The 22785-nt window shown below is 71.6% G+C and carries 20 protein-coding genes; 11 read left to right on the top strand and 9 right to left on the bottom strand.

The genetic code is table 11. The features are described from left to right. Positions 1-15 precede the first annotated feature (15 nt). A complete protein-coding gene (locus AB0F72_RS30445; protein ID WP_360438177.1) occupies positions 16-1080 on the bottom strand; it encodes a ricin-type beta-trefoil lectin domain protein in 1065 nt (354 codons plus the stop codon). Between the two features lie 546 nt (positions 1081-1626). On the opposite strand from AB0F72_RS30445, the gene AB0F72_RS30440 reads away from it, so the two are divergent. From AB0F72_RS30440 to AB0F72_RS30430, 3 genes are all read left to right on the top strand, one after another. Beyond that, entirely contained in the window at positions 1627-7071 is a 5445-nt protein-coding gene (locus tag AB0F72_RS30440) for an AAA family ATPase (RefSeq protein ID WP_360438174.1), read from the top strand. A 140-nt stretch (positions 7072-7211) separates the two neighbouring features. Beyond that, entirely contained in the window at positions 7212-7415 is a 204-nt protein-coding gene (locus tag AB0F72_RS30435) for a hypothetical protein (protein ID WP_360438171.1), read from the top strand. A gap of 24 nt (positions 7416-7439) precedes the next feature. Further along, positions 7440-8198, top strand: coding sequence for an alpha/beta fold hydrolase (locus AB0F72_RS30430; protein ID WP_360438168.1), 759 nt, complete (start codon positions 7440-7442; stop codon positions 8196-8198). Between the two features lie 7 nt (positions 8199-8205). On the opposite strand, the gene AB0F72_RS30425 is transcribed toward AB0F72_RS30430, so the two are convergent. Then, the gene (locus AB0F72_RS30425; RefSeq protein ID WP_360438165.1) at positions 8206-9204 is read right to left on the bottom strand and encodes an alpha/beta hydrolase; all 999 of its coding nucleotides are present in this window, start codon (positions 9202-9204) and stop codon (positions 8206-8208) included. 30 nt (positions 9205-9234) lie between these two features. Between AB0F72_RS30425 and AB0F72_RS30420 the strand changes: the two genes are divergently transcribed. Both AB0F72_RS30420 and AB0F72_RS30415 read left to right on the top strand, forming a co-directional pair. Further along, positions 9235-9816 (top strand): GNAT family N-acetyltransferase, encoded by a 582-nt coding sequence (locus AB0F72_RS30420; protein WP_360438162.1) that lies wholly within the window; start codon positions 9235-9237, stop codon positions 9814-9816. Further along, complete coding sequence (locus AB0F72_RS30415; protein WP_360438159.1) at positions 9816-10604, top strand: PaaX family transcriptional regulator; 789 nt, start codon at positions 9816-9818, stop codon at positions 10602-10604. The genes AB0F72_RS30420 and AB0F72_RS30415 overlap by 1 nt, the downstream gene beginning before the upstream one ends. Before the next feature lie 30 nt (positions 10605-10634). Here AB0F72_RS30415 and AB0F72_RS30410 read toward each other — a convergent pair whose 3' ends face one another. Beyond that, positions 10635-11324, bottom strand: coding sequence for a hypothetical protein (locus tag AB0F72_RS30410; protein WP_360438156.1), 690 nt, complete (start codon positions 11322-11324; stop codon positions 10635-10637). A gap of 75 nt (positions 11325-11399) precedes the next feature. Between AB0F72_RS30410 and AB0F72_RS30405 the strand changes: the two genes are divergently transcribed. Continuing rightward, a complete protein-coding gene (locus AB0F72_RS30405; protein WP_360438153.1) occupies positions 11400-12284 on the top strand; it encodes an alpha/beta hydrolase in 885 nt (294 codons plus the stop codon). Between the two features lie 26 nt (positions 12285-12310). Here the strand turns inward: AB0F72_RS30405 and AB0F72_RS30400 are convergent, their stop codons facing one another. From AB0F72_RS30400 to ppk2, 3 genes are read right to left on the bottom strand one after another with little or no spacing between them, the layout of a single operon-like run. Next, the gene (locus AB0F72_RS30400) at positions 12311-13141 is read right to left on the bottom strand and encodes an alpha/beta fold hydrolase (RefSeq protein ID WP_360438151.1); all 831 of its coding nucleotides are present in this window, start codon (positions 13139-13141) and stop codon (positions 12311-12313) included. Continuing rightward, on the bottom strand, positions 13138-15849 hold the full coding sequence (locus tag AB0F72_RS30395; RefSeq protein ID WP_360438149.1) for a cation-transporting P-type ATPase: 2712 nt from the start codon (positions 15847-15849) through the stop codon (positions 13138-13140). The genes AB0F72_RS30400 and AB0F72_RS30395 overlap by 4 nt, the downstream gene beginning before the upstream one ends. Continuing rightward, entirely contained in the window at positions 15846-16685 is an 840-nt protein-coding gene (gene ppk2 / locus AB0F72_RS30390) for a polyphosphate kinase 2 (protein ID WP_360438146.1), read from the bottom strand. Before ppk2 ends, AB0F72_RS30395 begins: the two co-directional genes overlap by 4 nt. 311 nt (positions 16686-16996) lie before the next feature. On the opposite strand from ppk2, the gene AB0F72_RS30385 reads away from it, so the two are divergent. Together AB0F72_RS30385 and AB0F72_RS30380 are read left to right on the top strand one after the other, a co-directional pair. Continuing rightward, complete coding sequence (locus tag AB0F72_RS30385) at positions 16997-17587, top strand: TetR/AcrR family transcriptional regulator (RefSeq protein WP_360438143.1); 591 nt, start codon at positions 16997-16999, stop codon at positions 17585-17587. Further along, positions 17584-18243 carry a VC0807 family protein gene (locus tag AB0F72_RS30380; RefSeq protein WP_360438140.1) on the top strand — a complete coding sequence of 220 codons (660 nt, stop codon included), beginning with the start codon at positions 17584-17586 and terminating at the stop codon, positions 18241-18243. The genes AB0F72_RS30385 and AB0F72_RS30380 overlap by 4 nt, the downstream gene beginning before the upstream one ends. A gap of 288 nt (positions 18244-18531) precedes the next feature. Here AB0F72_RS30380 and AB0F72_RS30375 read toward each other — a convergent pair whose 3' ends face one another. Beyond that, positions 18532-18978 (bottom strand): MarR family winged helix-turn-helix transcriptional regulator, encoded by a 447-nt coding sequence (locus tag AB0F72_RS30375; protein ID WP_360438137.1) that lies wholly within the window; start codon positions 18976-18978, stop codon positions 18532-18534. 49 nt (positions 18979-19027) lie between these two features. Between AB0F72_RS30375 and AB0F72_RS30370 the strand changes: the two genes are divergently transcribed. Further along, entirely contained in the window at positions 19028-19444 is a 417-nt protein-coding gene (locus AB0F72_RS30370) for a hypothetical protein (protein ID WP_360438135.1), read from the top strand. Positions 19445-19830: 386 nt separating this feature from the next. Continuing rightward, entirely contained in the window at positions 19831-20166 is a 336-nt protein-coding gene (locus AB0F72_RS30365) for a YciI family protein (protein WP_360438132.1), read from the top strand. Here AB0F72_RS30365 and AB0F72_RS30360 read toward each other — a convergent pair. Further along, positions 20154-20810 carry a class I SAM-dependent methyltransferase gene (locus AB0F72_RS30360; RefSeq protein WP_360438129.1) on the bottom strand — a complete coding sequence of 219 codons (657 nt, stop codon included), beginning with the start codon at positions 20808-20810 and terminating at the stop codon, positions 20154-20156. The two genes, AB0F72_RS30365 and AB0F72_RS30360, sit on opposite strands and share 13 nt — an antisense overlap. Further along, positions 20807-21388 (bottom strand): TetR family transcriptional regulator C-terminal domain-containing protein, encoded by a 582-nt coding sequence (locus AB0F72_RS30355; RefSeq protein ID WP_360438126.1) that lies wholly within the window; start codon positions 21386-21388, stop codon positions 20807-20809. Before AB0F72_RS30355 ends, AB0F72_RS30360 begins: the two co-directional genes overlap by 4 nt. Positions 21389-21449: 61 nt before the next feature. On the opposite strand from AB0F72_RS30355, the gene AB0F72_RS30350 reads away from it, so the two are divergent. Further along, positions 21450-22640 (top strand): FAD-dependent monooxygenase, encoded by a 1191-nt coding sequence (locus tag AB0F72_RS30350; protein ID WP_360438123.1) that lies wholly within the window; start codon positions 21450-21452, stop codon positions 22638-22640. Positions 22641-22785 lie beyond the last annotated feature (145 nt).

Raw genomic sequence — 22785 nt, 5'->3', positions numbered from 1 at the left:
TCCTGAGCTTCTTCATCATCGCCTCGTCCAGAGTTGGTTGGGGGCACCGGTGCAGGTTCGGAGCGCGACCGCGGCGCCGTTGGCGTTGCCGCTGACGTCCAGGCAGAGGCCCGACTGGGCGTTGCGGACCGTGCCGCCGGAGACGAAGGCCCACCGCTGGTTGGCCGCGCCGCTGCAGCTCCACAGCTGCGCTCTGACGCCCGCCGTGGCGCCGGTGGGTGAGTCCAGGCACTTGCCCAGCGCCTGCAGGGTTTGGCCGTCGTAGGCCCACCGCTGGTTGGCGGCGCCGCTGCAGTCCCAGATGATCGGCTGGGTGCCGTTGGCGGTGCTGCCGTTCGGCACGTCCAGGCAGCGCCCGGAGCCGGTGCCGGCCAGCGCCCCGCCGGTGCTGGTGGCCGGTTCACCGATCGATCCCGGGACCGATCGCAGGGCCGCGTACCAGGTGGCGGCCATCTTGTCGTAGCCGCCGGCGGTGGGGTGGATGCCGTCGATCAGGTCGGCGGTGGTGAGCGCGGCGTGCATGTCGACGAGGTGGAAGCGCGAGCCCTTGCTGCCGACGATGCCGGGGAGGGCCGCGTTGAAGGCACGGGCGGCGGTCTCCTGACCCGGGTTGGCCAGCGGGATAAGGGTGGCCACGAAGACGTCGGCCGAGGGCACGGCGGCCCTGATGTGATCGAGCAGGGTGGACAACCGGGCCGGTGCGCCTGCCACGTTGTAGTTCTGCAGGATGTCGTTGGTCCCGATGTGCAGCAGCACGGTGCGCGGGGTGGTCGTCCGGAGCCAGCCGCTGATGTTCGCGTCGATCTGGTCGATGCGCCATCCGGGGTGGCCCTGGTGGTCGTGATCGCCGAGCGTGGACGGCCCGTTGAACTGCGAGCCGACGAAGTCGACCCGGTATCCGGCGGTCGCCGCGCGCTGCCAGAGCCCGATCCGGTAGCCGCCGGGCACCTGGGTGCCTTCGGTGATCGAGTCGCCCAGCGGCATGATCCGGGTGCCGCCGTTGGATTCCGCCGCGGCCACGCCGGGCTGGGCGATGACACACGTGGTGGCCAGTGCCGCGGCGAGGAGGGCTGCGCCCATCCACCGTCTTCTTCCCGGCACGCTTCTTCCCGGCACGCTTCTTCCCGGCACGCTTCTCTGAGGCACGCTTCTCTGAGGCACGCTTCTTCCAGGCACGGCGATACGCCTCCCTGACATGGGGATTCCTGTTATCGCTCACACGGCATTGACTGCTGGTCCATGTGGAGCAAGGTCAGATGCCAGCTGGGGATGGGAGCGCTAACAGCTTGAATTGGAAGATTGCCAGGATGTTTCCAGACATTCAAGAGTGTTTTTTCCGAATGTCTCATCGACTGGATACCGACCGGCGGCATAACGAAATCTCGGCAACGATTTTTGGCGAAGAATCCCGAGCGGAACTCCATTTCGGCACACCGGAATCGTTATGCCGGCGCCGTGCCGATGGTCGGCCGCCGCCGCACTCCCGGCAGGCCGGTGCGGACGCGTGACGGGATCCGGCGGTCACCGCCTGCGGGGCGGTGCTCGGCCCGTACCCGATCGGTCGGGTCTGGACCTCGACCGGCTTCATCACAACGGATCATGTTTTGGGTGGCATTATCAGGATTTATGGCAGAGGAGCTGCTGTACCGCAGCGATCGAACACAGGTCCTCCGCCAGACCGCCACCGACGACGCCGGTTCCCTGATCTGCAAACGTGCCTCCGGCCCCGGAGCGGTCCGGCGGATCGACCGGGAACGCGCCGTGCTGCAGTGCCTCTCCGGTGTCAGCGGGGTTCCGCGCCTCGCGGCTCGCCAGGCCCGCCAGTCGCTGTTCTCGCTCGACGAGGGTGGCCGCCCGGTCTCCGCGAGCCGGTTGACCGCCGACCGCCTGCTCGACGTCGCGCGGGACCTGACCACCACCGTCGCCGCGATTCACCGGGCCGGCGTGCTGCACCACGACATCGCCCCCGCCAACGTGGTGCTCACCGGATCCGGGACGCCGCTGCTGATCGACTACGACATGGCCGAGATCCTGCCGCCCGGCTCACCCGCGACCGCGCCGCCGGACCAGCCGGTGGGCACCCTCGGCTACCAGGCGCCGGAACAGACCGGGCGGTTACGCCTGCCGGTCGATCACCGCGCCGATCTGTACGGCCTGGGCGCCACCCTGTACGCGCTGGCCACCGGCGAAGCACCGTTTCCCGGCGACGACCCGCTCGACGTCATCCGGGACACCCTGGTCCGCAGCCCGGTCTCCCCCGCCGGGCGCCACCCGGGACTGCCGCCCGCGTTCGGCGACATCATCCTGCGGCTGCTGGAGAAGGACCCCGACCTGCGCTATCAGAGCGCCGAGGCGCTCGCCCACGACCTGGACTGCTTCGGCACCGGGCACTGGTGCCTGGGCGAGCACGACTTCCCGGCGGTCCTGACCGGTCCCGCCGACCTGGTCGGGCGCGACGACGAGCAACGCCTGCTGACCGAGGCGCTCGACCGGGCACAGAGCGGCGGGCCCGCCGTTCTCGTCAGCGGACCGGCCGGTGTGGGCAAGAGCTCCCTGGTCGCCGCGCTGCGCCGGGTCGTCACGGCCCGGGGCGGCTGGTTCGTCACCGGCAAGTACGACCAGTTCCGCACCGGAACCGGCAGCGGCGGCATCCGGCGCGCCATGGCGAAGCTGGCCGGGCTGCTGCTCGCCGAACCGGAGCCGGACATCACCGCCGACCGGCGCCGGATCGTCGCCGCGCTCGGGGCGAACCTGCCGACCGCCCTCACCACCATCCCGGAGCTGACGCCGCTGCTCGGGGCTCGCGCCGAACCCGCCGCCGACGACCCGGCCACCGCGCCCGCCCGGGCCACCACCGCGGTCATCTCCCTGCTCACGGCCGTGGCCGGACAGCGGCCGGTCGTCCTGGCCATCGACGATCTGCAGTGGGCGAGCCGCTCCTCGCTGCAGGTGCTCGACACGATCGTGTCGGCCGGGCCGATCCCCGGCCTGCTGATCGTCGGCACCTACCGCGACCACGACACCGGCCCCGAGCACCCGCTGACGGCTCTGGTCGCCCGCGGCGAGCAGAACGGCCGGATCGACAGGCCGATCCGGCTCACCGGGCTGGACCTCGGCGGCCTCGCCGCACTCGTCAGCGCCGTGCTGCGACTTCCGCGGGACACGGCGGCCGGCCTGGCGGAACTGCTGCACCAGCCGAGCGGGGGGAACCCGTACACGGCGGTGGAACTGCTCAACGCGCTGCGCGGCGACGGCCTGCTCGCGCTGGGCCGCGACGGCTGGCGCTGGGACGCCGCCGCGACCCGCGCGTTCCTGGCCCGCAAGCTCGTCCCGGACGTGATGACCGATCGGCTCGCACGGCTGCCCGGCCCGACCCGCCGGGTGCTGACCGCGCTCGCCTGTCTCGGCGGCGACATCCAGCCGGCGCTGCTCGCCGCCGCGCTGCGCATGCCGGCGGCCGCCCTCGTCCAGCACCTGGCGCCGGCCGGCGCGGCGCGCCTGGTCGTCACCGACCGGCCCGGGACGACGTCCGGCACGGTCCGGTTCCGGCACGATCTCATCCACCGTGCCGCCTACGACGCCCTCGACGATCAGGAACGCGCCCGGCTGCAACTCGCCATGGCGCGCAACCTCGCCGACCGGGACGACGCCCGGCAGGAGGCGGCCGAGCAGTACCTCGCGGCCACCGACCTGATCGACGATCCCCGCGAACGACGAGCCGCCGCGCAACTGTTGCACGCGGCCGGGCGCCGGGCCGCCCAGCTGACCAACTACGTGGTCGCCGAGGAGCTGTACCGATGTGCCGGCCAGTTGTCGCCGGCGGACGCGATCCTCGCCGACCGGCACGCCGCCCTCTACTGCCTCGGCCGGCTCACCGACGCCGACGAGGTGTACCAGTCCCTCATCGACCGCTCCCCCGGGCTGCTGGCTCTCGCCGCCGCCACACCCACCCAGATCAACAGCCTGACGCAGCGCGGCGCCAGCGTGGCCGCCATCGACCTCGGGGTACGGGTCCTGGACCGGTTCGGCATCGCCCTGCCCGCCGACCTCGCCACGTCCGTCGACGCCGGCACCGACCGGCTGTACCGGTGGGCGGAGCGGATCGAGGCGGGACAGGCGAGCACCGCCGAGACCACCGATCCGCGCATCATCGCGGCCGGCCGTGTGATCAACCGGCTGCTGGCGCCCGCGTTCCACCTCGACCCGCTGATGCACTCCTGGCTGGTGCTGCAGGCCCAACAGCTGTGGGAACGTCACGGTGTGTGCGCGCCGTTCGTCGGCACGCTGGGCGCCGTGGTCGCCGTGACCATCGACCGGCGCGACGACTACCGCACCGGTTACCGGCTGACCGCCCACACCGTCGAGGTCGGCCGCCGGCACGGCTACCGGGCCGAGACAGCGGTCGCCCGGTACATGCATCTGTGCCTGGCCGCGCACTGGTGCGAACCCGCCGAGGGCATTCTGGAGGCCGCCCAGCAGACCCGCGACGATTTGATCTCGGTCGGTGACGTCCAGGTCGCGAGCATGCTGTCCAACCGGTTGACGGCCGTGCTGGTGGACTGCGGCGAGACGCTGGAGGCGGCCGCCGACGAGATCGCCCTGAGCCTGGCGTTCGCCGAGCGGACCGGCGCCCGCTTCGCGGTGCTCTCGCTGACCGGTTACCGGCAGCTGATCCGGGCGCTGCAGGGCCGCACCGAGCGGCCGGGCTCACTGGTCAGCGCCGACTTCGACGAGGGAAAGCACCTGACCTTGATCGCCGCTGCCCAGGCCGGGCTGGCGACCTATCACACGAACCGCGCCCTCGCCGCGATGATCTTCGACGACCCCGCGGCCCTGGACGAGGCGTCCGCCGCCGCGATGGCCGGCGTCCGGGCCATCCGCGGCTTCTACAACTCGATGCTGGCCCGGGTGACGCGCGCGGTCAGCCTCGCCCGGCGGATCCGCGCCGGCGCGGACGCTTCCGCGGTGCGCGACCTCGACGATTCCCGGTGCTGGCTGGCCCGGCGCGCGGCCGACTGCCCGCACAACTTCCGGCCGCTGCTGCACCTGGTCGAGGCCGAACGCGCGTGGGCGCTCGGCGACCCGGTCACGGCGACCCGCGAGTACGACGCCGGGCTCACCGAGGTCTCCGGCCGCCCCTGGCACCGGGCGCTGCTGGCCGAACGAGCCGGGCAGTTCCACCTCAGCCAAGGGCTGGAGTACGGCGGCCGCCGCCTGCTCGCCGAGGCCCTCGACGCCTACTCCCGGTGGGGCGCCCACGGCAAGGCCGACGCCATGACCGCGGCCCACCCGTTCCTGCGGGCCACCGCGTCCCCGGCCACCGGATCGCACTCGTCGAGCGGCGAGACGCTGCCGATCGACCTGATGGCGGTCCTGCGCGCCTCCCAGGCGCTCAGCTCGCAGACCACCGTGGCGGGCCTGCAGGCGCAGGTCGGCGACCTGCTCGCCGGCATGACCGGGGCCACCGCCGCGCACCTGGTGCTGCACCACCAGGAGACCTCTGACTGGTACCTGTCGGCGATCGCCGGGCCGGGCCGGGAAGAGCCGGCCGCCGTCGTCGCCGACCCGGCCGAGCCCGGCGAGAGCCGCCTGCCGCTCTCCGCCGTCCGGTACGTGTTACGCACCCGCGAACCGCTGCTCGTGGACGACGCCGCCCACGACGACCGGTTCAGTCACGACCCGTACCTGTCCGGGCTCGACCTGTGCGCGCTGCTGGTCGTGCCGGTGCCCAGCCACAACGTCGCCCACGCCGTGCTCGTGCTCGAGAACCACCGGCAGCGCGGCATCTTCTCGACCGACCGGCTGGAGACGGTACGGCTCATCGCCGGCCAGCTCGCGGTGTCGCTGGACAACGCCCTCCTCTACGACTCGCTGGACAGCGCGGTCCGGGCCCGTACCGCCGATCTCGCCGCCGCGACCCGCCGCCTCGCCGACAGCGAACGCCGGGTCCGGTCGCACTTCGAACATGCCGCCGTCGGTCAGGTCATCCACGGCACCGACGACCGCATCGAGGAGGCCAACCCGGCATTCCTCGACATGGTCGGGACGACCGCGCGGAAGCTGACCGGCACCAAACTGAGCGACCTGTTCGCCGTACCGGATCGCGACGCGCACCGCCGGGACCTGGACGACGTCATCTCCGACCGGCGACCGCTGATCAGCCGCGAGCTCACCCTGATGCGCGCCGACGGCAGCCACCTCGACGCCCAGGTCACCGTCTCCGCCGTCCGCGACGCCGACGGCCGGCCCGCGCAGCTGGTGAGCATCCTCCAGGACATCAGCGCCCGCAAGGCCGCCGAGGCCGCCCGCGACGCCGCCCACCTCGAACTGGCCGACCGCAACCGCGACCTGGAGGCGGCCAACCAGCTCAAGTCCGACCTGATGGGCATGCTGGGCCACGAGATCGGCAACCCGCTCGCCATGATCCTCGGGCACCTCGAACTGGCCCGCGCCGACGACGACCTGCCCGAACCCTTCGCCGACCTGCTCGAACGCATCCACCGCAACGCCCGGCGGCTCGACACCATCGTGAACGAGGTCCTCGCCCTGGTCCGCATCGACGCCGGCCAGCTCACCGCGCTGCCCAGCCCCACCGTGGTCGCCGACCACATCGACGCGGCCCTGGCCGCCGGGGAAGTCACCGGCGTCCCGGTCGACTGCCCGCGCGGCCTGGTCGCCCTCATGCAGCCCAGCCACCTGGACCACATCCTGACCAACCTGATCAGCAACGCCGCCAAGTACGGCGGCGGCGCCACAGCGATCGCGGCGTTCGCGCAGCCGGCGTCCGGGACCGCCGTCCTCGAGGTGCACGACGAGGGGCCCGGCGTCCCACCGGACTTCCGCGACCGGCTCTTCGGCCGGCTGGCCCGTGCCTCCAGCACCGCGTCGACCGCGCCGGGAACCGGGCTCGGCCTCTACATCGTCCGGGAGCTGGCCCGGGCCAACGGCGGCGACGTCACCTACCGGCCCGCTGCCGGGCACGGTTCGGTGTTCGTCCTGACGATGCCGCTGTCGCAGCAGACACCGGGCCATCCGGCGGGGGCGCTGTCGGCGCCCGCCGCCGCCCGCTGAGCGACGCCAGCGAGTCTCGCCCGTCGGCTGCATGAATCACCTGCCCGGACTCGTCACCTACCGGGTTCATCGGGATTCCCGGTGCTGGACAATCAGCACATATTCATTCGCCGCCGCGCCGCACGACCAGGAGTCAACTCGTGTCCGACAGCCTTTCCTCGCCTGACGAGGACCTTCCGGACGGCTTCGAGAACCTCATGCTTCTCACCCCGGAGCAATGGGAGATGCTGATGGAGGCGCGCGAGGAACAGCAGCACGACCTGAGCCGTGAGCAGGTGGAAGCCTTGCTGAAGGCGTTCGGCGAACCGCGGGCGTCGGGCTTGCCAGGCGGCCGACACGGCTGAGGTCGCCGGCCCTAGGATCGGGGTGTGGCCGACCGCGTCCGATTCGCCAGCAGCCGCGGGCCCGCGCTGGCCGGGCTTGTCGACCCGCCCGCCGAGCCGGTCCGGGGCTGGGGTGTGTTCGCGCACGGGTTCGCGCTCAGCAAGGACTCCCCCGCCGCGTCCCGCACGTGCAAGCAGCTGGCGTCCGAGGGCATCGGGATGCTGCGCTTCGACAACCTCGGTCTCGGTGACTCGGACGGCGACTGGGGCGACGGCTCGTTCGCGGTCAAGGTGGACGACACGGTCCTGGCCGCCGCGTTCCTGGCCGAGCGCGGCACCCCGCCGGACATCCTGGTCGGCCACTCCCTGGGCGGCGCCGCGGTGATCGCCGCGGCGAACCGGATACCCAGCGTCCGGGCGGTCGCCACGATCGGCGCGCCGTTCGAGCCGAAGAACGTGGAGCGGCACTACCAGGCGCTCGTCGACCGGGTCATCGAGGACGGCCACGCCGAGTGGCTGGTCGGCGGCAAGGCGCTGATCCTCAAGCGCAGTCTCGTGGAGGACTTCCGCCGGGCCGAGCTGCACCATCACGTGGTCGCGCTCGGACTTCCCCTGCTGGTGATGCACTCCCCCACGGACAGCACCGTGAGTGTCGACAACGCCAGCCGGATCTTCCGGACCGCGAAGCATCCGCGCAGTTTCGTCGCCCTGGAAGGCTCGGACCATCTGCTGACCGCGCCGGGGCAGGCTCAGCGGGCGGCCCGGGTGATCAGCGCCTGGGCCGACCCGTACCTCCCCGGCTGACGGCTGCTCACCGGGCGGCGAGATAGTCGCCATACGTGCCGAGAACCCCGTCGGCGAGCAGGGCCCGGGGCCAGACGACGCCGGTGGCGAGACCGAGCGGCGCGGAGTCCTCCATCGCGGGCCGGGCCATCGAGTGCGCCGCGTCGAAACGCGCGGTGGTGAGCCGGTCGCCGAGAATCCGCCGGTAGGTGGCCTCGGTCTCGGCGACGTCCACGTTGCGGTCGTGCTCGCCGAGCAGCAGCAGGACCGTTACCGGCGTCGCGCTCAGCGCCAGCAGGTCGGCCGTGGCGTCCGAGCGATAGTTGCGGCGTACGAAGTCCCAGCGTGCGGCGTCCATCGGCGCGGCGTCGCGAGTGCTGGACCGGTAGGTGTGGTAGCCGGCGTTCTCCTCGAGCAGCCGCCGGGTGTGGTCGCTCACGGCGACCGCCCGGTCCCGCTCGGCCGGACCGGCGCCGTCGTGGGCGAGCTCGGCCAGCAGGTTGTACCGGCCCTGGCGCAGCCAGTTGACGGCCGGGCTGACGGCGACGACCGCGCTGATGTCGTCGCGGGCGGCGGCGACCTTGGGCAGCACCCAGCCGGCCTGGCTCGCTCCCCACAGCACCAGCGTGCCGGTCGGGATGCCGGGCTGCGTGCGGGCCCAGTCGATGGCGGCGGACGCCTCGGCGGCCCGGTCGGCCATGCTCTGCCCCAGCCAGTCGCCGGTGGAGCCGCCGACGCCCGGCTTGCTCCAGGAGAGGGTGGCGAAGCCGGCGTCGGCCGCGGCTTCGAACCACGGCCGGTAGAGCCCGTCGTGGGTGGCCTCGACCGGGCCGTCGCCGTGAATCATCACGACCAGCCCGCGGGCGGTTCCCTCGCGCGGGCCGGCCAGCACCGCGTCGAGACTGCCGCCGGCCGTGGGGATGGTCAGTCGCGTCTCGTCGATGCGGTAGTCGTTGCCGAGCAGGACGACGGCCACTCCGGCGAGCAGGAGGACCGCCAGGACCGGCAAAGCTATCTTCTTATTCACGGTCGTACCGTATCCGATAGAATCCACGTCATGGCTGAGCTGTCGATCGGTTTCACCGAGTCCGAACGCGCGCGGGTGGGCGAGCTGTACTGGGCCGCCTTCCGCGCCAAGCTGCGGATCGCCTTCCGTGACGACGCCGCCGGCGCCGGGCAGGTCACGGCGGCGCTGCGCCCGGACCGGACACTCGTCGCCCGCGTGGGTGGGGAGGTCGCCGGGATGTGCGGCTTCCATCACGGCGGCCACGGGGCCGTCGACCTGTCCTGGGCGCGGCTGCGGACCGGCCTCGGCACGGTCGCCGCCGCCTGGGCAGCGCTCGCCCTCGCGCCGCTCGAACGCCGGGAGCTCGACGGCGTGCTGGTGCTCGACGGCATCTGCGTCGCCGCCGAGCACCGTGGCCGGGGCATCGGATCCGCGCTGCTCGACGCGGCCACCGAGCTCGGCGCCCGCCACGGCGATCAGTGGGTGCAGCTGTCGGTCGTCGACACCAATCCGCGGGCCGAGGCGCTCTATCGGCGCGTCGGCTTCGAGACGGCCGGGCACGGGTCGATCGGGGCGCTGCGGCACCTGTACGGTTTCGACCGTTACCGGACGATGCGGAAGAGGACACGTTGATGGGGCCGCTACCCCGTACGGTGATCGAAGCTTTCCTGCCCTTCGCCGGGCACGCCGAGCTCGACCTCGTCTATCAGGCGGGCAATGCGGCCGGGATCGAGGACCAGCCGCTGCGGCTGGCGATCCGCCGGATGATCGCGGCCGGTGAGATCACGCAGGACGGGCGCGGGCGACGGGGTCGTCTGGCTCTCACCGACGCCGGCCGCCGGCGCCTCGCGCGGGACCGGCTCGGCCTGCGTCTCGCACTCGCGCAGGACCGCGGCGAGGCGCCCTGGGACGGCACCTGGAGGCTGCTCGCGGTCAGCGTGCCGGAGAGCGAGCGGGCCGTCCGGGACGCGTTACGGCGCGACCTCGCCGACGCGGGCGCCGCAGTGGTGTCGACCGGGCTCTATGTCAGCCCTCATGATCTCAGCGCGATGGTCGGTGGCGGCAACCTCGTCCGGGCCGTGGCGACAAGCCTCGACATCCGGGGCGTGACCTCCCCGCCGGAGATCGCGGAACTGCTGTGGCCGGCGCTGCCGATCGTGGAGGGCTACCAGGTGGCCGAGCGGGCGATCTCCGGCAGCGAGGATACGGGCGTACCCGTGGTGACGCGGCAGATCCTGCTGGCTGACGCGCTAGAACGCGCGATGCGCGACGATCCGCTCATCCCGCTCGAGTTGCGGCCGGCGGACTGGGCGCCCAGCCGCATCCGCCGCCGGTGGCTCGATGCGTGGACGAGGCTGGCCGCGCGGTTGCCCGAGGAGGTCGTCTATCGGGGATGGCTGGAGCCTTCGCGCTCACGGTGACGCCCGCTCAGCGCGGGGCGAGCCATCGATTCAAGCTTCCCGAGTGGCGGCCGCCGGCTCGTCGCGCTCGCCGGCCGGGTCACGGAGCACCCCGACGATGCCGGCCACGCCGACGGCGGAGAGGGCCACGATCGCGAGCCAGAACCCGTACCCGTAGCTGAACAGGTCGCTGACCTGGTCGTAGTGTTCCCAGCGGCGCAGCTCCGGCACTGACGGGCCGGATGACGTGACGACTTTGCTCACCACCGCCGCGACCGCGTCCGCCGCGTCCCGCCGCGCCAGCGTCGTCGCACCAGCCAGGACGACGGCTGCGGCAAGGGCGAGTCCAGCGGTTGCCGCGGCCCGCCATCGCCGCGACGGGACTGCCACCGCGGCGGCGAGCGCCGCCGCCATCAGGGTCACGGCCACCCAGGCGACGGGCTGCGGCGGCAACGGTTCAGGCGGCGCGCCGAGCACACGCTCCGCCTCGGCGTCGTCGAGCCGGCGGATCGGCTCCCGGCCCGCGTCGCCGGTGAAGGCGACCTCAGGCCGGCCGCCGGTGAAAATGTCGACACCGGTGTACGTGACCTGCCACCGCACCGGTGTCTGGGCGCTCTCGCAGGACGCGCTCAGGAAAGGCAGCAGCAGGCAGAGTCCGGCCAGAACCAGGCCCGCGGGACTGGCCAGTCGCGCCACCGGTCGCCGGACCGGGCCCGGGCGGCGGACGTCGTCATTGGACACCGGTCCACCCTGCCGCAGAGCACAGCGGTCCGCCACCTCGCGCGCGACGGTGCCGGACCTTCGTATGGTGATGGCATGGATCATGTGGATGCCGGCGTGCTGTCCGTCGCCTACCTCCAGGACGGCCCGCCGGACGGCTGGCCGGTCGTGCTGTCGCACGGGTTTCCGTACGACGTCCACGCCTACGATCAGGTCGTCCCGGCGCTGACGGCGCACGGCGCCCGGGTGATCCGTCCGTATCTGCGGGGCTTCGGCCCCACCCGTTTCCGCTCCGCCGCGACCGTGCGCAGCGGGCAGCAGGCCGCCCTCGGATCCGACCTGATCGCGCTGGCCGACGCGTTGCGTCTCGACCGCCCGATCGTGGCCGGGTACGACTGGGGTGGTCTCGCGTCCTGTGTGGCGGCCGCGTTGTGGCCGCAGCGGGTGGCCGGACTGGTGTCGCTGGCCGGTTACGACATCATCGACGTCGAACGGCAGCGCCACGCGTTCGACCCGGCCGTCGAGCATGCCGTCTGGTATCAGCACCTGTTCCAGACCGAACGCGGCCGCGAGGGCCTGGCCGCGCACCGCCGGGAACTGTGCCGGATGCTGTGGCGGCAGTGGTCGCCCCGATGGGCGTTCGACGACGAGACGTTCGCCCGGACCGCGGGGTCGTTCGACAACCCGGACTTCGTGGACGTCGTCGTGCACGCGTACCGTCACGCGCTGGGCCAGGTCACGGGCGACCCGGCCTACGATGATCTCGAAACCCGGCTCGCCGGCCGTCCGAAGATCACTGTGCCGGCGGTGACGCTGGACGGCGCGACCGACACGCTCAAGCCCCGTGGCACGGCCGATCATGCCCCGATGTTCGCCGCCCGGCACGAGCATCGACGGGTCGACGCCGGCCACAACCTTCCGCAGGAAGCGCCTGCGGCCTTCGCCGACGCCGTGCTGACCGTGCGGGCCTGGCAGCGTTAGAGCGACAGTCCACCGGCGGCCGGCGGTTACGTCTTCTCGCGCGGGATCGGCAGGACCCGCGCGACGCCCGGCTGGCGCGGGTCGTCGGTGATGTCGCCGCCGTCGAGCCAGCAGCCGATCACGTGAGCGAGTTCGCCCGGGTGACTGAAGTTCATCGCGTGCGCCGCGCCGTCGATCATCACCACCGTCACGTGCGGGGGCGCCAGCCGGGCGAGTTCGCGAACCCGCGCCATCGACGGCATCAGCGGGTCGCGGCTGCCGAGCACGGCCAGCGTCGGCACCGGCGTGCGCAGCAGCCGTTCCAGTGAGGGGAATCGCACCAGTTCGCTGAAGAGGTGCAGGCCGTTCACGGGCCCGAAGCGCAGATAGTCGGGCAGCACGACCGGAATCATCCGGGGGTTCTCGCGGCGCACGTCCCGGGCCAGCTGCAGCAGAGCCCGGCCGAGCGGCTGATTGTGCTCGCCGCCGGCCGGCGAGGCGAGCACGATCCCGGCCACCCGCTCGGGCGCGCTGTGTGCCACCTCCAGCGACAGCGGCCCACCCATCGAGTTGCCGATCAGGAACACCCGCTCCAGGCCGAGCGCGTCGAGCACCTCGAGCAGCGCCCACGCCAGGGACGGGAGACCGAGGGCATGGCCCCAGGCGGCGCTGCGACCGTAACCGGGAAGATCGGGTACGACCGCCGTGGCGCGCCCGGCCAGTGCTCGGGCGGTCGGCAGCAGGTAGCTGCCGGACACCGCGAACCCGTGCACGTGGACGAGCGGGATCGAGCCGGCCACTTCGGGACCCATGCGGACGAACACCGGACGCCCCTGGACCGTGATCCGGCGCTCCCGCCAGCCCGCCTCATCCGTCACGGATGAGCCCGGTGACGGACGGTTGTCACGAGCTTGTCGACAGCGACCACGGCCGGCGCGAGCAGCGACAGGCCGATGACGACGAGCCACTGGTCTCCGGACAGCGACGTGGTGTCGAGCAGCCGCTGCAGCATGCCGAGTTCCACGCCGGCCCAGGTCAGGGCCCAGCCGAGGAGGATCCACCCCAGGTACGGGAAGATCGGCGCCGACCAGGGCGCCTCGCGTTCCCTCCGCATCACGAAACCGATGTTGACAGCGCTCAGCGAGACGATCGCGAAGGCCATCGTCATGGCCGCCGACGGCTCGGTCGTGCTCGGCTGGTCGGGTCCCCAGGCGAGGACGGCCAGCGCCGCGGCGGCGATGATGAACCCGGTGACGACCCAGCGGACGGTCTGCGGCCCGTTGACGACCTTGGTGCCGGGACGGCGGGGCGGGCGTTGCATGACCCCGGGGTCCGGCACGTCGACGATGAAGCCGATGACGACGGTGATGACCACGAAGAACTTGGCGAACAGCAACTGCAGCGGGAAGAGGGCGACGCCGTCGTTGATGTCCAGGATGGTGGCGAAGACCATCAGCTGGAGCACCGCGGACAGGATCGACAACTGCAACTTCACGTACGCCGAGATGCGCCGGTAGATGTCTCGTCCCAGGTCGACAGCGCGGACCAGGGTGGCGAAGTTGTCGTCGGTCAGCACGATCTTCGCCGCCTGTTTCGACACCTCGGAGCCGCTGCCCATCGCGACGCCGACGTCGGCCTGCTTCAGGGCGGCCGCGTCGTTGACCGCGTCACCGGTCATCGCGACCACCTCGCCGGACTCCTGCATGAGCCGGGCCAGCCGCAGCTTGTCCTCCGGCGCCACCCGCCCGAAGACATGCAGTTCGGGCAGGCGGTCGATCACTTCCTGGTCCGGCAGGTGCGCCAGCTCGGTACCGGTGATCACGCCCGGGCCGAGACCGAGGTCGTCGGCGATGGCACGGGCGGTGACCGTGTGGTCGCCGGTGATCATCCGAACGTCGATGCCGGCGCCCAGGGCGACGTGAACCGCGTCCTTGGCCTCGGGGCGCAGCGGGTCCATGATGCCGACGAGCGCCACCAGCACGAGATCGGTGACCGCGGACATCGGCTCGGCCAGGGCGGCGGCCATGGCCTTGTCGTCCAGGTCCCGCGCGGCGAAGCCCAGCACCCGCAGTCCGCGTTCGGACAGCTCACTGACCGCCCGGAGGATCTCGTCGCGGACGGCGCCGATCGGCACCAGTTCGCCGTTCCAGAGAGCCGAGCCGCACCGCTCGACGACCACGTCGGGGGCGCCCTTCACGCTGGCGAAGTGCGGCTGGCGCAGGATCCCGCCGTCCAGTGATCCGGGCCGGTCGTGGAAGGTCGCCATGAACTTGTACTCGGAGTCGAACGGCACCTCGGCCCGGCGCGGCAACGCCACCCGGGTCTGCTCGGCGTCGACGCCCATCTTCGCGGCGAGCACGACGAAGGCCGCCTCCGTGGGGTCGCCGATGACCGACCCGTCGTCAGCGACGGTGGCGTCGGTGCACAGCGTCAGCCCGAGCGCGAGCCGGTGGAAGTCCGGCGCCTGCCCGCCGGCCACGCCGAGGATCTGCCCGGACTTGCGGTAGCCGGCCCCCTCGATGCGGAACCACTGGCCGCCGGCGAGCATCGTGGTCGCCGTCATCGCGTTCATCGTCAGGGTGCCGGTCTTGTCGCTGTTGATGACCGTCGTGCTGCCCAGGGTCTCGACGTCGCTCAGCGACTTGACCACCGCCTTCAACGCGGCCAGCCGCCGGGCCCCCGAGGAGAGCATGGCCTGGACGAACGTGGGCAGACCGTCGGGTATCGCCGAGATCGCGGTGGACACGCACAACAGCGTCAGCGTGCTGAGCTCCTGACCGCGGGCGATCCCGAAGATCGCGATCACCGCGACGGCCAGCCAGGCGATCAGACCGAAGATCTTCGTCATGTCGTCGAGTTCGCGCTGCAGCGGTGAGCGGGACCGTTTGGTGGCGGTCACCATGCCGGCGATCTGCCCCATCTGGGTCGCCCGGCCGGTCGCTGTCACCACGAACGTCGCCGTACCGCGGGTCACCTGAGTGTTCTGGAACACCAGATTGGTACGGTCCCCGAGCGCTCGCTCCCCATCGGGCAGGGTGGTGCGATCCTTGGCGACCGGCGCGCTCTCCCCGGTGAGCGCGGCCTCCTGCACCTCCAGGGAGGCCGACACCAGGATCCGCCCGTCGGCGGGGACGACATCACCCGCCTCCAGCAGCACCACGTCGCCCGGCACCAGCTTCGTCGCGTCGATCTGCGCGGTCTCACCGGATCGCCGTACCCGGGCCGAAGGCACCTGGAGCTGCGCCAGCGCGTCCACGCTCGCCCGGGCCTTCATCTCCTGGTTCGTGCCCATCACGACGTTGAACGCCACCAGGGCCAGCACCACGGCGGCGGTCGGCACCTCGGCGATGGCCAGGCTCACACCGCCGACGATCAGCAGCATGATGTTCATCGGGTTGGCGAGCTGTCCCCGGGCGACCGCCCAGCGGCTCTGCGCGGGCTCGGTCGGCAGCTCGTTGGCCCCGTACTCGGCCAGCCTCCGGTTCACCTCGGCGGCGTCCAGCCCGCGATCCGGGGCGACCCCCAGCCGCCGCGCCACATCCGGCGCCGGTACCGAATAGGCCGAGATCTCCTCGACGGCGGTCACGTCAGCTCCCCGAACGGGGTGGGAATGTGCCGTACCGTCAGGTTCGGCTCCCGATAGCCGTTCGCCGCCTGCCGCCGGGGCAGTGTGACGTCGCGGGCCTTCAGCGGCTCGTACGGCACCTGGCTGAGCAGATGACTGATGATGTTGAGCCGGGCGCGCCGCTTGTCGTCGGTGCCGGCGATGTACCAGGGCGCCCAGGCGGTGTCGGTGGCGGCCAGCATCGCGTCCCGGGCGCGGGAGTAGTCGTACCAGTGGGTGTACGACTTGAGATCCATGTCGGACAGCTTCCACACCTTGCGCGGATCGTGGATGCGGCTCTCCAACCGCCGTGTCTGCTCCTTCGGGCTCACCTCGAGCCAGTACTTGAGCAGCAGGATCCCGGAATCCGTCATCGCCTTCTCCCAGACCGGGACGGACTCCAGGAACCGGACGCTCTCATCGGGGGTGCAGAAACCCATCACCGGTTCGACGCCGGCCCGGTTGTACCAGGACCTGTCGAAGATGACGACCTCACCACCGGCGGGGAAATGCGCGACATAGCGTTGCGCGTACATCTGGCTCTTCTCCCGCTCGGTCGGCGTGGGAAGCGCGGCCACCCGGAACACCCGAGGGCTGACCCGCTCGGTGATCCGCTTGATGGTGCCGCCCTTGCCGGCCGTGTCCCGGCCTTCGAACACCACACAGATCTTGGCGCTGGTGGCCTTGACCCACTCCTGCATCGCCACCAGTTCGCCGTGCAGGTGCCGCATCTCGTCCTCGTACGCCCGGCGCTTCATCCTGGTGACCGGTTCGGCTTTCTGCGTGCCTTCCGCCCGGTCCTTCCTCTTCTTCGACATAGCGCCTTCCCTTCCGCTGTCCGATCCGGACCCAGGCGGTGCCGCCACACCGGCTGATGAGGGTTGCCGCCGTTCGCGCCGAAGCCGCCCTGCTACGGTCGCGGGCCGTCGCGGGCGTCCAACTCCGATCCATGTTCGTCACAGCGCCGGGACCGAAGAACCACCCCTGACGGATGACTGACGGGGCGACGACGCCCGGCCCTGCCGGCGACATCGCCGTGTCACCCGCGTCCGCCGCCTCGACGGCACGCTGGACACCTCATCTTTTATCTATGTAGGGTGTTTCTTATCTGGATAGATAAGAGGCACTGATGCCGGAGTACTCGATCACCACGGTGGCGAGGCGGGCGCAGATCGTGCAGGCGGCGATCGCCACCATCGCCGAACTGGGCTACGACAAGGCGTCCTTCGCACGGATCACCGAACGGGCCGGGCTGAGCAGCCCGCGGCTGATCTCCTACCACTTCGCGAACAAGGACGACCTGAACCGGCAGATCCTGATCGACATCTACACCACGGCCGCGCGGCTGCTGACCGAGCGGATCGAGCAGCAGGACACCGTTGCTGACAGGTTGCGCGCCTACCTGGAGGCCAACCTGGACTTCCTGCGGGAGCATCCGCGCGAGGTGGCCGTCCTCACCGCGATCGGACCGCACCTGCGCGATGCGGAAGGCAAGCCGTACACGTCGGCCGGCGCACAGGAAGGAGACGTGCGAGTGCTGGAGGCGCTGCTGCGGCAGGGCCAGGACAGCGGGGAGTTCCGGGACTTCGACGCGCGGGCGATGGCGATCATGATCCGGGGCGCCATCACGGCCGCCGTACAACGGGTCGGCGACTTCGATGTCGACGGCTATAAACGCGAGCTGGTGAGCACCTTCGACCGCGCCACCCGCCGGTCATGACGCCGCGCCGCCAACTGCTGAGCGCGGTCGCGGCCGGGTTCGTGCTGCCAGTGGCGCTCTACTACTCGCTCCGGGCGGCCGGCGCGGACCCGGTGATCGCCCTGTTGATCGGTGGCGTCCCCGCACTGATCCGGACGGTCTGGACGGTTGTCCGGACTCGGACGGTCGACAAGGTCTCACTGTTCACGCTGAGCCTGCTGGTTGCCGGCGCGGCGACATCACTGATCACCGGGAGCCCGCGCTGGCTGCTCGCCCGCGGCGGGATCTACACCGGCGTGATCGGCCTGTGGCTGCTGTGGTCCCTGCGCGGCCGCACCATCGCCTTCGAGGGCATCCTCACCTTCCAGCGCACGCCCGAGGCAGTCGAGGCGTGGGAGTCGAACTGGCGCGAGTCACCCGAGTTCCGCCACGTGATGCGGGCGGTCACCGTGATCTGGGGCATCGGATTCCTGCTCGAGGCGGTCATCCGGGTGCTCCTGGCGTACACCCTGCCGGTTGACGTCGTCCCGGCAGTGACGGCAGCGCAGTTCATCGTGCTGCTCCTCCTGATGCTGCTGACAGCCCCACGGTACGGCCGCCGACACATGACCCGGCGCGGCCTGACCACCGGCCCGGACGGCATCCGCGTGATCGCGGGCAACGGTCGGCCCTCATGAGACCGCACTCATCTCGGCTGCCGGCGTGCGCTGGCCCTGTTGGCTGAACCGGCCGCCCGGTAGTGCGCCGATGCGGCCGCGTGTCACGGCCGGTTGCCGGTTTCGGTGGAGCGCTATGGGGTCTGCGTCATTCTGCGGGGCCTGGGGCGTCCGCGGGTTTCCGGAAAGCGCGACGTTGACCGCGGATGCCGGCACGCTGGGTGACATCGGTTCGCGCTGACGGGCGCCGGCGCCGACGGCCGCGACGATCCGTGACGGGCGGCTGGCGCGCTGACCACCATCCGGACATCAGTGACCGTCAGCGCCGGTGGCGTTCTGCGCTCGCACCAGGCGATCCATGAGAACCATGAGGGTCTCGACGTCCTCGTCCGGCCAGTCGGCGGTCAACGTCCGCAGCACCTCGTCCTGCCATGCGTGTGCCTGCCGGAGCAGCTCCTCCCCGGCGGCGGTATTCGTGATCGCGGACGCTGCGCCGATCCGGCCCGACGCGCGCCGGACGACGAGACCCTGCCGCTCCGCGTGGGTCACCATCCGGCTGACACCGGACTGGTCCAGTCCCAGTTCCCGCGCCACATCGTTGACGGAGGTGGGCCGCCTCTGCTCGCTGAGCGCGTGAACCGCCTCGACAACCATCACCTCCCGGCCGCGTTGCGCGCCGGCCCCCGGGTCGGCCCCCGTCCAGCGCCGGGACCAGAAGCGTACGAACGCGAACAATGCCTGACCGCGAGCCTTCATGAGCGTCCTCCATCACCTGTCCCGTATGCGTTTCGCATACGATAGGTGTATGCGAAACGCATACCAGGAGGATGCCATGTTCGAGACCCTGATCAACGCCTGGCACGACGCGGTCAACAACCGTGATCTCGCCGCCGCGGAGGCGACGGTCACCGATCCGGTGGAGGTTTCCGGTCCCCGCGGCACGTCCACCATCACAGCCCAGGACTTCGCCGACTGGATCATCAGATCCGGGATCCGGCTCCGCCCGTTGTCCGCACATCCCGTCGACGAGGTCACCGTGGTCATCGAGCAGGAGGCCACCTGGCCGGACAACGCAGACGCGGATGCGGCAGCCACGCCACCGACTCCGGTGGCCACGCTGTTCAAGGTCCGCGACGGACGGCTCGCCACCATCCGCCGGTTCGACTCCCTAGCCGACGCCCTACACGCGCCAGGCGACGAGAAACGACAGCCCGGACGGTAGCGACCGATCCTTATGCGCCGATCTGTTGAGTGACCAGCTCAGAACACCGTCTTCCCGGCATGGGCAGACGCCAGGGCGTATCTCGAAGTCACCGTCACTCGCTGGTCAAGGCGACGGTGACGGTGGCTTCGTATCGCGTCGCGCGGCTGCCGGAGCGTGCCGCCACTGCACGGTTGCCGCTCGAGGGTCGGGTGCCGCCACTGTAGATGGCTCCGCCGCTGGGTTGCCACACCCTCAAGAGCATTTAGGATGAGAGCCGCAGAAGGCAACGAGTGCGTAGCGGACTGTCCGATTCGGATTGCCGCGCTCATCGACGGCCGGTTCCGTGACACCACCCTCGAGCTCAAGGTCAGCGCGGCAAGGCTCAACGGATCAAGGAGATCGTCATGAAGTTCGCTCTGCTCTATCAGTACGATCCGACGCAAACGGGCCCCGCCGACGACGAGGTCCAGGATTGGCTGGAGTTCGACAAACAGGTCCGCGACGCCGGCGCTTTCGTGTATGAGGCGGGCTTCCACGGCGTCGACGCCGCACGCCGGGTGACGGTTCGCGACGGGGTGAGCGCGGCCGAGGGCGTCAGCGGCCGACCGGGAGAGGTCATCGCCGGCCTCTACGTCGTCGATGTCGCCGACCTCGATGCGGCGACGGCTTTGGCGGAGCAGCTTCCCACCGCTCGGTACGGCGCTGTCGAAGTGCGTGAGGTAGTCGATTACGCAGGCTGATCCAAGTCCCGCCCCCGGCGGCAGAGAGCCCGGCCCGGCCGGTGGGCCCGGAAGAGCTGGTGGCCGCCGTCTGCCTCCGGAACGAGCTGTTCGTGGTCTATGTGCAGGCCGGCCCGGGTGATCCAGTCCCGGTAGGTGGCTGCGTCCGCCTGGCTCCACCACATCGTCGCTGTCCCGCCGAGCCAGGCGTCCTCGGTTCCGGTCCATTCGCGGGCGCCGGTGGTCGCCAGGAAGAGGCCGCCGGGGCGTAGCCAGCCGGCTATCCGGTCGAGCAGGCGCGGCTGGGCGTCGAGCGGCATGTGGATGAGGGCGTAGAGGCAGATGACGGCGTCGAACGTACCCTCGGGGAATGTCAGCGCGGTGGCGTCGGCGCGCAGGAAGGTGGCCCCGGGGACCAGCCGCCGGGCCCGCTCGATCTGGACCTCGCTGACGTCGACGCCCGTCACAGAGTGGCCGTGGTCGGCGAGCGTCTTGGCGACCGGGATGCCGCAGCCGCAGCCGAGGTCCAGCACATCGGCCCGGTCCGGGAGCCGCCGCCGCAGGTCGCTGAGCCAGGGCGCGTATTCCGCCGGAGCGTCGTGGTCGCCACGGTAGCGCTCCGAGAGCTGGTCGTAGCCGCGCCGGACGAGCTCGGCGGGGTTCATGAGCGTGCGGGCAGCACGGCGTCGACCAGGCCGCGTACCGCCGCGCGCAATTCCGGCTCGTCGATCGGGTCGTTCGCACGGGCGCCGGCGATGTTGTCGAACAGGATGCCGTCGATGCAGGCGACCAGCCACCGGGCCTGGCGCGGCGGGTCGGTGACGCCGAGGCCGGCGAGGATCGCCGCGACCCGCCGGCGGAGGCTGTCGCCGGACCGGTGGAGCTGACCGGCGACGTCCGGCCGGCGCACCGACTCGAGGGTGAGCTCGTATCGGGCCAGGTGGCGTCGCCGGCCCGTGGTGAGCCAGTGCCGCAGCACCTCGGTGAGCGAAGCGGCGAGCGCGTCCGGGTCGGCTGCCGAGATCATCGGCGCCAGGGTGTCGAGCTCCTGGTGGTCGTGGTCGACCAGGCGCTCGACGCACGCGCTGAGCAGGGCCGCGCGGGACCGGTAGTAGTACGACGTCGACCCGGCCGGCAGCCCGGCGGCGGTGTCCACCGCCCGGTGGGTCAGGCCCCGGGAGCCGTGCTCGGCGAGCACGTCGAGGGCGGCGTCGGCGACGAGTTGATGCCGGGCGGAGCTCATGTCCCCACTCTATAGCTGTAGAGCTTGCCGCCGGATCCTCTACATCTGTAGTGTCGCCTCTATGGATGTAGAGGGAACGCGCTCAGCGGTCATCATCGGTGGCGGGATCGGCGGGCTCGCGGCGGCCGTCGCCCTGCACCGGGCGGGATGGACGGTCCGGGTTCAGGAACGCAACCCCGCGGGGGCCCAGGCCGGCGCGGGGCTCACCCTCTGGCCCAATGCGGTACGGGCCCTGGACGCCCTCGGCCTCACCGAGGCGCTGCGAGCACGGGCAGCGGCCCTTCCCGGCTCCGGAGTGCGCCGCCCGGACGGGCGCTGGCTGTCCCGCACCAGCGCCGATCAGGTGATCTCCCGGCACGGCAGTCCGCAGGTGGCGATCGTGCGCGCCGACCTGATCGACCTGCTCGCCTCCGCCCTGCCGCCGGAGTGCCTGCGGTTCGGCGACGAGGTCACCGGCGTCGACCCGGGCGACGCCGACCGGCGGGCGACCATCCACTGTGGCGGCCGGCGCATCCGGGCCGACCTGGTCGTCGCCGCCGACGGCGTCCACTCCCGGGTGCGCCGGGCGCTCTGGCCGCACCAACCCGCGGCGCGCTACTGCGGGTACGTGGCGTGGCGCGCCCTGGTGCCCCGCCCGGCGGCCGCGGTGATCGCGTCGGCCAGCGAGACCTGGGGGCGGGCGGAGCGCTTCGGCATCGTGCCGGTCGGCGACGACCTGGTCTACGTGTACGCCACCGCGAACGCCCCGGCAGGCCAGATAAACCAGGACGAACTGACCGACCTGCGTACGCGTTTCCGCCGCTGGCACGATCCGATTCCGGCCCTGCTCGACGCGATCACGCCCGGTGAGCTGCTGCGGCACGACGTCCTGGCGCTACGGCCGACACCGAAACGCCTGCACCACGGCAGGGTGGCGCTGCTCGGCGACGCCGCCCATGCCATGGAGCCCAACCTCGGACAGGGCGCCGGCCTGGCCATCGAGGACGCCGTCGTCCTGGCGCACGCCGTCTCCGGCAGCGCATCGCTCGCCACCGGCTTTGATCAGGACAACGGCCTCGACCGGTACGACCGGGCCCGCGCCGGACGCGTCGCCCGGCTGACCCGGCAGTCCCACCTTCTCGGCCGGCTCACGCAGACCCGATCCGCCACCGTCACCGCGCTGCGCGACGCCACCGCCCGCCTGGTCCCCGACCGCTTCGCCCTGCGCGGTTTCGACGCGGCAGCCGGCTGGCACCCGCCGGCGCACCGCTGACCAGCACGGACGCGGCAGCCGGCTGGCGCCCGCCGGCACACCCGCTGACCAGCACGCCGGGACGCCGATGAGCACCCCGTCGCAGGCCGGCTCTCGCGGGCGGAGCCGGCCTGCCAGATCGAAGTTCCGGTGGATCGAGCCCATC

This window comes from Actinoplanes sp. NPDC023936 (assembly GCF_040639325.1).
GTDB lineage: Bacteria > Actinomycetota > Actinomycetes > Mycobacteriales > Micromonosporaceae > Actinoplanes.
This window is presented reverse-complemented; position numbering and strand designations above follow the sequence as displayed.

Excerpts from the sequence above, each read along its gene's own strand:
- AB0F72_RS30445 (WP_360438177.1), bottom strand. The coding sequence starts at position 1,080 with ATGGGCGCAGCCCTCCTCGCCGCGGCACTGGCCACCACGTGTGTCATC.
- AB0F72_RS30440 (WP_360438174.1), top strand. The coding sequence starts at position 1,627 with ATGGCAGAGGAGCTGCTGTACCGCAGCGATCGAACACAGGTCCTCCGC.
- AB0F72_RS30420 (WP_360438162.1), top strand. The coding sequence starts at position 9,235 with ATGGCTGAGCTGTCGATCGGTTTCACCGAGTCCGAACGCGCGCGGGTG.
- AB0F72_RS30415 (WP_360438159.1), top strand. The coding sequence starts at position 9,816 with ATGGGGCCGCTACCCCGTACGGTGATCGAAGCTTTCCTGCCCTTCGCC.
- AB0F72_RS30405 (WP_360438153.1), top strand. The coding sequence starts at position 11,400 with ATGGATCATGTGGATGCCGGCGTGCTGTCCGTCGCCTACCTCCAGGAC.
- ppk2 (WP_360438146.1), bottom strand. The coding sequence starts at position 16,685 with ATGTCGAAGAAGAGGAAGGACCGGGCGGAAGGCACGCAGAAAGCCGAA.
- AB0F72_RS30385 (WP_360438143.1), top strand. The coding sequence starts at position 16,997 with ATGCCGGAGTACTCGATCACCACGGTGGCGAGGCGGGCGCAGATCGTG.
- AB0F72_RS30380 (WP_360438140.1), top strand. The coding sequence starts at position 17,584 with ATGACGCCGCGCCGCCAACTGCTGAGCGCGGTCGCGGCCGGGTTCGTG.
- AB0F72_RS30375 (WP_360438137.1), bottom strand. The coding sequence starts at position 18,978 with ATGAAGGCTCGCGGTCAGGCATTGTTCGCGTTCGTACGCTTCTGGTCC.
- AB0F72_RS30370 (WP_360438135.1), top strand. The coding sequence starts at position 19,028 with ATGCGAAACGCATACCAGGAGGATGCCATGTTCGAGACCCTGATCAAC.
- AB0F72_RS30365 (WP_360438132.1), top strand. The coding sequence starts at position 19,831 with ATGAAGTTCGCTCTGCTCTATCAGTACGATCCGACGCAAACGGGCCCC.
- AB0F72_RS30360 (WP_360438129.1), bottom strand. The coding sequence starts at position 20,810 with ATGAACCCCGCCGAGCTCGTCCGGCGCGGCTACGACCAGCTCTCGGAG.
- AB0F72_RS30355 (WP_360438126.1), bottom strand. The coding sequence starts at position 21,388 with ATGAGCTCCGCCCGGCATCAACTCGTCGCCGACGCCGCCCTCGACGTG.
- AB0F72_RS30350 (WP_360438123.1), top strand. The coding sequence starts at position 21,450 with ATGGATGTAGAGGGAACGCGCTCAGCGGTCATCATCGGTGGCGGGATC.